This window comes from Sulfobacillus harzensis, assembly GCF_012933365.1.
GTDB classification, from domain to species: domain Bacteria; phylum Bacillota; class Sulfobacillia; order Sulfobacillales; family Sulfobacillaceae; genus Sulfobacillus_B; species Sulfobacillus_B harzensis.
The window spans coordinates 22,581-30,965 of record NZ_JABBVZ010000043.1; the positions used below are offsets into that span (position 1 = coordinate 22,581).

Here is an 8,385-nt window from a genome sequence, read left to right on the forward strand (position 1 = left end):
GTATCCTTGCAATGTGTTTTTCGGTAAAATCCCCATCAGGAGGTAGGTTATGGCTGAACACGATCATCATCACCACCATCACGGGCCCTGGACGCATGAGCAATTGCAACATCTGGAGAATCCCGAGCGGGAGAAACTGATGCCGCGGGAACCGGTGTTGGCGGCGCTGAATCCGCAACTTGGCGAGAAGATCGCGGATGTGGGAGCCGGGCTCGGGTGGCTTACTTTTCCGCTGGCAGTGGCGGTGGGGGAGAGCGGAGCGGTGCTGGCCATCGATCCCAGTCAGGATGGCATCCGCGCCATTCGCGACAAGGCGCAGCAGCAACAGCTTCCGCAAGTGGAGACTTTGGAGCGGAGCGCGGAAGACACCGGCCTTCCGGCCGATTATGTCGATGGCATTTTGTGGCACACCATGTACCACGATGTGGGCAACCGGCCGCGTGCGATTGGTGAAATGTTCCGGATTTTAAAATCCGGCGGTCGGTGGGTGATTGTAGACTGGGTGAAAGAGAACACAGAGTCCGGGCCCCCCATTACCGTGCGGTTGTCGCCCGACGAGGTGCGGAGTGAGGTGGAAACGGCGGGCTTTCAAGTCACTCGGCAATGGAAGGCGGGACCGGTAACGTGGGGGTTGACGGTGGAAAAGCCCTAGCACCCGGGCTGGGGATTGATATTACCGAAGTCGAGCGAATTCGCGGCTTGGCAGAACGCCAGCCGCGGGCTTTGGAACGTCTATTTACCCCGACCGAGTTGCATGACGCCGGCCAGGGCGTACAGCGCGCGGCTCGCTTAGCGGCCCGTTTTGCCGGCAAGGAGGCGCTCATAAAGGCTGCTGGCGGTCTCTATCAGAGCACCTATCACGACATTGAAATTCGCCGCCGACCCGGATTGTCCCCTTCGGTATCGGTATCCGGGCCGCTCGGGGCTTGGCTTCAAGAGCAGCGATTGACGGTTAAGCTGTCGTTGAGCCACGAGCGCCAATTTGCCGTGGCGATGGTGCTTTTAGTGCCTCAGGACAAGGAGGGAGACGCGCGTGCGACCAATATGGACGCTTGAAGAAGCACGCCAAGCGGATCAAGAGGCGGTCTCTTCGGGTGTTCCCTATCCGGCACTATTGGCGCAGGCGGGGCTGCAACTAGCCCGCTTTATTCAAGCGCGCGTTCCCGAAGGGGCGGTGATGTTCCTTACTGGACCGGGATCCAATGGCGGCGATGGCTGGGTTGCGGCCCGCCATCTGGCCCGCCGGCGGCCAGTGACGGTTATTCCAATTGCCGAGCCGCGTTTTCCCGGAGCTGGTGACTGGATCGCGGCGGCCAAGGCAGCGGGCGTGGTCGTTGGCCAAAATCCCGTGTCGTTAAACGGCGCGGCGGTGGTTGTGGACGCCATGTATGGCACGGGATTTCACGGGTCGGTGATGGAAAGCCCGGCCGGGCCTTGGCTAGCAGCGTTGGAAAGTGGCGGCCATCCCGTTATTCATGTGGATTTGCCGAGTGGCGTGGAAACCAATACGGGTCAGTATGACGGCCCGGAGCTGAACACGCTGGCAACCTTGACGATGGGGGCGGTTAAGTGGGGCTTGGTCGGCTACCCCGGGGCCGAGGCAGCCGGTCCCATCGTGGTGGCGGACATCGGTTTGCCCGGCCACGGCCAGGCATCTTTTATCGACCCCGAATGGGCGAAGCGCCACCTGCCTCGGGTCCCGCGCCTTGGGCACAAGTATTCCCGTGGCCATGTGGTCGTCATTGGGGGATCGCGGGCTATGCCGGGAGCCCCGGTGTTGGCCGGTATGGCCGCCTTGAAGGCCGGTGCCGGATTGGTGGAGTTGGTGGTGCCTGAAAGCGTGCTGGGCCGGGTGGCGGTGGTGCCGAGTCTTATTGTTCACGGAGTTCCGGAGACGGCAGATGGGAGCCTTCAGGTGAGCGATGTGCTCTCGCGCTTGGCGGCGCGGGCAGATGCGCTGGTGATTGGGCCTGGACTTGGGCCCACCGCGCCGACCGCATTGATTGAGGTCTTGGCAAAAATACCGGTGCCGGCTGTGCTGGACGCCGACGGCATTCGCCTGTATGCGCAGGCGCCCAAAGCGTTCGGTGCCAACTGGGTACTTACGCCCCACGCTGGCGAAATGGGCGTGCTGCTCGGGATGACATCCGCGCGGGTCAATGCCGACCGGCGCCGAGCAGTGCTTGACGCTGTCCACGCTACCGGGCGGACGGTCCTGTTAAAGGGCATGTTTTCCATTGTCGGATCCGAAGGCGGCCGTCTCATGGTCAATTCCAGCGGGAGTCCGGTGTTGGCTACAGCCGGCAGCGGCGACGTATTAAGTGGAATGACCGCCGCCCTCTTGGCTCAGGGCCTCCCGCCGGACCAGGCCTTGGCCTTGGCTGTCTATTGGCACGGGTGGGCCGGTCAAATTGGGGAGCGGGAGCAAGGACTATCCATGACGGCCGACAACTTGCTAGACTACTTTTCTCCCGCGCGTCACGCGCTGGAGCAAGAAGAGGAACCGACGAGCGTCACATATTGGGACTAGGAGGCAGCTATGGCTCGGGCTCATCTGCGTCATACGGTAGTGGAAATAAATTTAGAGGCCATTCGCGCCAATATCGCCCATTTTTGTGATTGGGTGGGCGATCAGGTGAACGTGATGGCGGTGGTGAAAGCTGACGCATATGGTCACGGAGCCGTCGAGGTCGCACGGGCTGCGCTCAAAGGGGGGGCAGCCTGGCTAGGGGTGGCGCAGGCGGAAGAAGGCGTTGAGCTGCGGGAAGCGCATCTCGACTGCCCCATCTTGGTCCTGGGACCGAGCAATCCCGAGCAAGCTCGGCTGGCCGTGGCGCACCATCTGGACCTCATGGTCACGTCCGGGCCGGGCTGGGCATCGGTCCTAGAGGCGGCACAAGGGGGCAAGCGCCCGCGCGTGCACCTTAAAGTGGATACTGGGATGGGGCGTGTGGGGGTGCGTCCGGACACGGTGGTGTCTGAGTGGCTACCCCGATTGACATCAGGAAAGGTTCAATGGCAGGGACTCATGTCCCACCTAGCGGCGAGCGACGAACCCGATCCTGAATCCACCCAGCGCCAACTAGCGGTATTTTTGGATGTGCTCGAGGCCGTTCGGGCCAAGGGAGTGGCTTTTCCGCCGGCATTGCACTTGGCTAATTCAGCGGCGGCGCTCCGATATCCTGGCACCCATTTCAATTTGGTGCGGGTGGGGATTGGCATGTATGGCGCTCTTGATCTCGAGGGGGCGAGCGAGTTGGAGCCGGCCATGACCATCAGCAGTGCGGTGAGCCTAGTCAAAAGGGTGCCCGCGGGCACGCCCATCGGTTACGGCGGGAGCTTTGTCACGAACGCGGACGCGACTATTGCGACAGTTCCCATCGGCTATGCCGACGGATATCGACGGGCCTTTTCCAATCGCGCCGAGGCACTGGTGAGTGGGGTCCGCTGTCCGGTTGTAGGCCGGGTGTCGATGGACCAGATTACGATCTTGGTCCCCGACGGGATTCCTGTCGAAGAAGGCGATCGGGTGGTGCTGCTAGGCCGGATGGGAGATCAGCATATCACCATTCACGACTGGGCCGATTGGGCCGATACCATTTCTTATGAGATTCTTACCGGCATTAGCACCCGGATGACGCGGCGCTATAGCGGAGCGCAATTGGAATAAACCGGCAAATTGGGTCGTTGACCCTGTTGGGGGCGACGGCTATAATACGTAGCAGATACGCGAAAAAGAGGTGGGCGTTTTGACAGATAACCGCCGTGTGGTGGTCCGGTTACCGCATCATCTCGTCGATGCCTTGGATCAGGTGGCGTCCGGAGAGGGGCGGCACCGTAGCGAGCTCATTCGTGAAAGTGTCGAATTTTATCTTGCGGAGCAGCGTCGCCAGGAAATTCGCCAAGCATTGATTCAAGGATATCAAGAAATGGGTTTCCTCAACTCGGCACTGGCCGAGGAACGATGGGATCTCGTGGGAGTTCCAAAGGAGTAGTCGTGGCCGGTACAGACGTGACAGTGCGCCGGGGCGATATTTTTTTTGCGGATCTTTCTCCGGTGGTAGGGTCGGAACAGGGCGGGGTGCGCCCTGTTTTAATTTTACAAAACGACATCGGCAATCGATATAGTCCCACCACAATTGTCTCGGCGGTTACGTCACAGGTTCTGAAGGCTCGATTGCCCATCCATGTTGAGGTCAAGGCGGAAGAGTCCGGTTTGGATCGGGATTCCGTCATTCTTCTTGAGCAAATCCGTACCATTGACAAGCGCCGACTGAGAGAACGCATTGCCCATTTAAACGCAGACACCATGAGCCGCGTGAATCAGGCAATCGCCATCAGCCTCGGTTTAACGGATTTATAAAAGTGCGGTTACATTAGACAACAATGGGGAGGCAGCATCGTGAAACCCTTGATTGGCATATCCATGTCCCGCGATTATCAATATCAAAATACGGCGCGCGATTTTGTGCGCGCCACCTATCTTGACGCTGTCCGCCGTGCCGGTGGAATTCCTGTACCGCTTGCCAACGTTGAGGAGAGCTTGGCGATCTTTCCGCTGTTAAGCGGACTGTTGCTCACCGGGGGCGGCGACTTTGATCCAGGGCTGTTTGGCGAACCGGATCGAGGGACGGATTGGTCGGGCGTCTCCCGGGAACGCGATCAGAGCGAATTGGCTTTCATTGAGGAGGCCAATCGACGCGAGATGCCCATTTTCGGCATCTGTCGGGGCGCCCAAGCCCTGGCGATTGGATTCGGCGGCAGCTTAATTCAAGACTTGCCCTCTGCCCGACCGGATCCCGGGCTGCTCTCCCACAGCCAGAAAGCGGAACGGGTCGAGGTTACCCATCAGGTGTCAACCGTTCCCGGTAGCCGGCTTCATGCCTTGACAAAGGAAACGGAATTTCATGTCAACTCCTTCCACCATCAAGCGGTGGATCGGGTGCCGACAGACTTTGTGGTGGCGGCGACGGCCCCGGACGGGGTGATTGAGGCCATTGAGAAGCCAGGCCACCGATTTTTGCTTGGGGTGCAATGGCATCCAGAGGATTTGGAATCTCAGTATGACACGGCGGCCCGGCTGTTTCGGGGATTTGTGGAGGCGTGTCAAGCATACTTGGCAAGGAGAGAAACGAATGTCTGAGACAGCCATTGAACTGTGGCGGGGTGGCCGCATGGAGAGCCGCATCCGCGCGGATGTGGCGGTAGTTGACAGTCTAGGAACCGTTCGCTATTGGTTTGGGGATCCGCATCGTGAAACCTATTGGCGGTCAAGTGCCAAACCATTTCAAGCCATGCCCATCATCATGAGTGGCGGAGCCGAGCAATACCACTTTGGCCCCCGCGAAGTGGCCATTGTCTGCGCATCCCACGGGGGTCAGCCCATGCATGTGGAGCTTGTGCAGGATCTCTTAAAGCGCATCGATGCTACGCCAGAGGATCTTATCTGCGGGGTGCACCCGCCATCTGACCGAGAGAGCGCTCGGGCGTTGATGGTTCGCGGCGATGAGCCGGTTGTTCTACACAACAACTGTAGTGGCAAACACACCGGCATGCTCACGTTGGCGCGGGCATTGAAGGCGCCTTTAGCGGGCTATGAAAAGCCGGAGCATCCGGTGCAACAGGCCATCCGTCAGAATGTCGCCTATATGACCGGATTGGATGGCGACAGTCTCCACACGGGTATCGATGGCTGCGGAGTTCCCACCTTCTACCTGCCCTTGACCCGGATGGCGTACAGCTATGCCCGGCTGGTTGATCCGCGCGGACTCGACCCGGCCCATTCCGGTGCCGCCCTCATTATTAGCGAAGCGATGCGAATGCACCCAGACCTGGTCTCGGGAACCGGCCGGCTTGAAGTGACGCTGGCAGAGGCGACCGACCACCGTCTGGTTTCCAAAGGTGGGGCGGAAGCGGTGTTTTGTATTGGCATTCCCGACAAGGGACTCGGCTTGGCTGTGAAAATTGATGATGGTTACAGCCGAGTCATGCCGACCTTGGTAACAGCGGTGCTGAATCAAATCGGGGTGCTAGGGATGTCTGAACAGGTGAAGTTGGAGGAGCAGCTGCACCCTGAGATTCGAAATCATGCCGGCACGTTGGTTGGGGAAATCTGCCCTGTTCTGGCGCTTCAGTCGGGACGTCTGAATTAACGTGTGGGTGACTGTCAATGCCTGGCCCGCACTTGGGATGGCGGGGACTGTGGATGCGGGGGTTTGTTGGTAGATGATCAGGGTGTCATTCGGTCGGTTGAGAGTCTCTATACGCCGCCAGCCGGAATTAAGACCATGGACGCTCGGGGGGCCTGGGTTTTGCCGGGGATGATTGGTGCGCACAGCAAAATCGGGATTTTCAAGCGGTGAGACGCTCGGAAGGCACGATGATAAGCCCTCCGATCCGGTCACGCCTGACGTACGGGCCTTGGACGGCTTTAACCCCGCGCTCCGGCGATGAACGAAGCCTTAGATATGACGTGACAACCGCTTATATCGCCATGGGATCGGCCAATGTGATTGCGGGCATCGGGAGCGTCGTTCATCTATTCGGCACGACCGGGGAGGACTTGGTGATGGGTACCGGCCGCGGAATGAAGGTCGCGATGGGCGAGAACCCAATTCGCGTTTACAGCGGTCAGCATCGACGTCCCACGTCTCGTCCGGGGATTGCGGCGGTACTGCGGGAATGGTTGGAACGCGCCCGCCGGTATCAGGCGTACCCGCCGGAAAAACTGTCGGAATACAATCCCAGGCTTGAGGCGTTGGGCCTGGTGTTGCGGGGCGATATCCCGCTTCGCATCCCTTCGCATCGGGCTGGTGAGATGTTGACCGCGTTGCGTTTGTCGTTGGGAGCGCCAGGTTATGCGCTGAAGGCGGTGACGGCTCACCCAGTTGCCATTTTAGGGAATTCAGGACCGGCTGGGATCCATTGGGATGGGCAGGAGGTTGACCTGGTGCTGTGGTCTGACAACCCCCTCGCGGGCCTCCAAGCCCGGACGCTTTCCGTGTGGATCAGGGGACAGGTTGTTCAACAAGCCTAGTCGCTCTGTTCCGATATGATTGATGAAGCCGCCCCCTGCAGCCGTCAGAGGGGGCTCGCTCTTTGCGTCAGCCGTGAGCCGTGCCTTAGGCATGGGTCTCCTGGGGATGGCGGTTGCGTTTTTTGATGTGCGCCGTAAGAATAAAGATGATGGGATAGATGATAATGACAACCAAGAGTACAGGCATGGCGAGGGCGGTGAGCTGCTCCGTGCCATGAATATTGGGGATGGTCTGCGAGAGGAAAAAAATCAGCACGGCCAAGCTGGTCAACACCGCGTGATACCACAGGACGGTTCGGCGGCGCATCATCGGCAAAATGACGTGGGTGATGGCCCACAATCGAATACTGATGAAGAATAGCGACAAAATGCCCCAAAAGACCACGATAAGAAGGCCTAATTTGTCGATGAGAAGTCCCGTCACGCTAATGAGGCGCAATGCCGAAACCCCGGGCCACTCCAAATGCACCAGGTACCACGGACCCTCCGTGCCTAATGTTTCAGCAATGATGAGCGCGTAAAACATGCCCGGTACGGTGAGGGCGCCATAAGTGCAGAGTCGCGCGCGCGGTTGATCCTGGGCACGGATATACGGCCAAAAGATGGGAATGGCTTCGTAGCCCACAAAAATATAGAACGTACGAAACGCTCCCTTGAAAATAGGCAGGAGGCGAAGGTCCAAGGAAGGGGCCAGGGCGTATCCCTGGCTGACATGGGGTAGCAATAGCGCTAGGAGCAAAGCGGAAAGAACCATGACCGGAATGTACACTACTTGGATTGTGCGAGCCAAGGGTGGGAATTCCCACCACGTAATGAAGGTGGCCATGCCCATCATCACCGCCTCGATCATCCAACTTGGCGTGTCGGGCAAAAAGAAGGTAATAATGACAAAGCTGAATTGGGTGAGAGCAATGATGGGCAGGACCAGATGCACGATGGTGTCCACCATGCCGAAGATCCAGTAGCTAATGCCGGGCCAGATGTTTCGCGTCATCCCCAACAACGTCTCCCGAGGGTTGACGGCAGCTACCTTTAATAGGAGCCACGCGCCGACGTAGGCCATGAACCAATCCACCAGAAATCCCCACCAAGCGTTATTCCCGGAATCCAATACCAGATGGCGGGGAAATTCAAAGATGCCAATCCCCATGAAGGCGGTGGTTTCAATAATGGCGTATTGCAACGGTGAGATATGCTGGGTGGTTTCGCGCATGTGACCTCCTCGTATAAAAAGAATTAGCCTACTAGCCCAAGACCTTGGTCTCGGGGGGTTGTCCCAATAGTCACCCGCACGGGTGACTGGGGTGGACCCTGATGAAAGTCAAGTGACCCTCGCTCCTAGTAAGCGA

The 8,385-nt window shown here is 58.9% G+C and carries 11 protein-coding genes; 10 read left to right on the top strand and 1 reads right to left on the bottom strand.

Going from position 1 to position 8,385, the window contains the following annotated elements; translation table 11 throughout:
* Positions 1-49: 49 nt before the first annotated feature.
* The 10 genes from HIJ39_RS12775 (at position 50) to HIJ39_RS23720 (ending at position 7,036) form a co-directional block, all read left to right on the top strand.
* The gene (locus HIJ39_RS12775; RefSeq protein WP_169100287.1) at positions 50-652 is read left to right on the top strand and encodes a class I SAM-dependent methyltransferase; all 603 of its coding nucleotides are present in this window, start codon (positions 50-52) and stop codon (positions 650-652) included.
* The gene (gene acpS, locus HIJ39_RS12780; RefSeq protein WP_169100288.1) at positions 625-1,056 is read left to right on the top strand and encodes a holo-ACP synthase; all 432 of its coding nucleotides are present in this window, start codon (positions 625-627) and stop codon (positions 1,054-1,056) included. The genes HIJ39_RS12775 and acpS overlap by 28 nt, the downstream gene beginning before the upstream one ends.
* Positions 1,034-2,530, top strand: coding sequence for an NAD(P)H-hydrate dehydratase (locus HIJ39_RS24925; RefSeq protein WP_169100289.1), 1,497 nt, complete (start codon positions 1,034-1,036; stop codon positions 2,528-2,530). Before acpS ends, HIJ39_RS24925 begins: the two co-directional genes overlap by 23 nt.
* Before the next feature lie 9 nt (positions 2,531-2,539).
* Positions 2,540-3,670 carry an alanine racemase gene (gene alr / locus HIJ39_RS12790; protein WP_169100290.1) on the top strand — a complete coding sequence of 377 codons (1,131 nt, stop codon included), beginning with the start codon at positions 2,540-2,542 and terminating at the stop codon, positions 3,668-3,670.
* A 70-nt stretch (positions 3,671-3,740) separates the two neighbouring features.
* Positions 3,741-3,995, top strand: coding sequence for a CopG family ribbon-helix-helix protein (locus HIJ39_RS12795; protein ID WP_338055162.1), 255 nt, complete (start codon positions 3,741-3,743; stop codon positions 3,993-3,995).
* Positions 3,965-4,363, top strand: coding sequence for a type II toxin-antitoxin system PemK/MazF family toxin (locus HIJ39_RS12800; protein ID WP_207711653.1), 399 nt, complete (start codon positions 3,965-3,967; stop codon positions 4,361-4,363). The genes HIJ39_RS12795 and HIJ39_RS12800 overlap by 31 nt, the downstream gene beginning before the upstream one ends.
* A gap of 39 nt (positions 4,364-4,402) precedes the next feature.
* On the top strand, positions 4,403-5,143 hold the full coding sequence (locus HIJ39_RS12805; protein WP_338055163.1) for a gamma-glutamyl-gamma-aminobutyrate hydrolase family protein: 741 nt from the start codon (positions 4,403-4,405) through the stop codon (positions 5,141-5,143).
* Positions 5,136-6,152 carry an asparaginase gene (locus tag HIJ39_RS12810; RefSeq protein ID WP_169100291.1) on the top strand — a complete coding sequence of 339 codons (1,017 nt, stop codon included), beginning with the start codon at positions 5,136-5,138 and terminating at the stop codon, positions 6,150-6,152. Before HIJ39_RS12805 ends, HIJ39_RS12810 begins: the two co-directional genes overlap by 8 nt.
* Before the next feature lie 63 nt (positions 6,153-6,215).
* Positions 6,216-6,362 carry a hypothetical protein gene (locus HIJ39_RS23715; protein ID WP_207711654.1) on the top strand — a complete coding sequence of 49 codons (147 nt, stop codon included), beginning with the start codon at positions 6,216-6,218 and terminating at the stop codon, positions 6,360-6,362.
* A gap of 110 nt (positions 6,363-6,472) precedes the next feature.
* Positions 6,473-7,036, top strand: a complete 564-nt coding sequence (locus HIJ39_RS23720; RefSeq protein ID WP_207711655.1) for an amidohydrolase family protein — start codon at positions 6,473-6,475, stop codon at positions 7,034-7,036.
* Positions 7,037-7,121: 85 nt separating this feature from the next.
* Here the strand turns inward: HIJ39_RS23720 and HIJ39_RS12820 are convergent, their stop codons facing one another.
* Complete coding sequence (locus HIJ39_RS12820) at positions 7,122-8,249, bottom strand: GerAB/ArcD/ProY family transporter (protein ID WP_169100292.1); 1,128 nt, start codon at positions 8,247-8,249, stop codon at positions 7,122-7,124.
* Between the last annotated feature and the right edge of the window lie 136 nt (positions 8,250-8,385).

Coding starts and splice junctions, on each gene's coding strand:
- HIJ39_RS12800 (WP_207711653.1), top strand. CDS start 3,965: ATGGGATCTCGTGGGAGTTCCAAAGGAGTAGTCGTGGCCGGTACAGAC.
- HIJ39_RS12820 (WP_169100292.1), bottom strand. CDS start 8,249: ATGCGCGAAACCACCCAGCATATCTCACCGTTGCAATACGCCATTATT.
- alr (WP_169100290.1), top strand. CDS start 2,540: ATGGCTCGGGCTCATCTGCGTCATACGGTAGTGGAAATAAATTTAGAG.
- HIJ39_RS12810 (WP_169100291.1), top strand. CDS start 5,136: ATGTCTGAGACAGCCATTGAACTGTGGCGGGGTGGCCGCATGGAGAGC.
- HIJ39_RS12775 (WP_169100287.1), top strand. CDS start 50: ATGGCTGAACACGATCATCATCACCACCATCACGGGCCCTGGACGCAT.